Below are 888 nucleotides of genomic sequence, written 5' to 3' on the forward strand. Positions count from 1 at the left end.
TTGCTATCTTGCGATGCACACAGGTATTAAGTGCCATGTATACTTTCCTATAAATTTATATGTGATATTTAGGTCATTAACATTTGACCTTTCTTAATTTTCTATAAAATTTAGGCGTATTTAGGTGGGCGGAATGGCACCGAGATATAGCCTTTTAGCTCAGGGGAAACTAAGGCGTAGGTAGGGAAATATTCTATTGCTTGTAAAATATTACAAGAAGAATCTGTATTTAAAAATAACTGACAGCAGCAACAAAAATTACAATTATCAATTAAAGTTTGGCTATTACCCTCCTCAAATAAATTAGAGCTTTCAGGAGCTTTTAGCGGGGTAATAGACTCAGTTAGTGATATATTAAAAGAACTTTCAATTAAGTTTCCTTCAATCTCTTCTTGCGAAAAAAACACAGACTGCACCGCGATTAAAATCATTATCACGTATGATATATATGGTTTAAAATATGACGGGTGCATTCTTTTAACTACTTTCTACTTAAGACTTTAGCTGTAAGATGCGGCGAGCACCGTTTAAAACGACAACAGCAATAATCAAACCAATCACTAAATCTGGATAACGGCTGCTAGTTACTGTAACTAATAAGCCAGCTAAGATTACACCTACGTTTGCGATTACGTCATTTGCGGAAAAAATCCAACTCGCTTTCATATGAGCGCCGTCTTCTTTGTTGCCAAATATTAAAAACAGACAAGCAATGTTAGCGATTAGTGCTATTCCACCAAATATCATCATTAAAGAAGAGATAGGTTCACTACCGTAAATAAAGCGTCTTACGACTTCACTCAAAGCACCTAGCGCTAGAATAATTTGAAGTACACCAGATATATGTGCCGCTCTAAGTTTCATGCTTATGCTTTTACCGACAGCATA

At 35.6% G+C, this 888-nt stretch carries 2 protein-coding genes; both read right to left on the minus strand.

Features of this window, described 5'->3' with window-relative positions; all coding sequences use genetic code 11:
• Positions 1 to 110: 110 nt before the first annotated feature.
• The gene (locus H5157_RS20580) at positions 111 to 407 is read right to left on the minus strand and encodes a hypothetical protein (RefSeq protein ID WP_232007049.1); all 297 of its coding nucleotides are present in this window, start codon (positions 405 to 407) and stop codon (positions 111 to 113) included.
• Between the two features lie 85 nt (positions 408 to 492).
• The coding region (locus H5157_RS20585; protein WP_182725413.1) for a cation transporter at positions 493 to 888 on the minus strand (396 nt) is incomplete at its 5' end.

The sequence above is a fragment of the Pseudoalteromonas sp. SG43-3 genome (assembly GCF_014164385.1).
In the GTDB taxonomy this organism is placed as follows: Bacteria; Pseudomonadota; Gammaproteobacteria; order Enterobacterales; family Alteromonadaceae; genus Pseudoalteromonas; species Pseudoalteromonas distincta.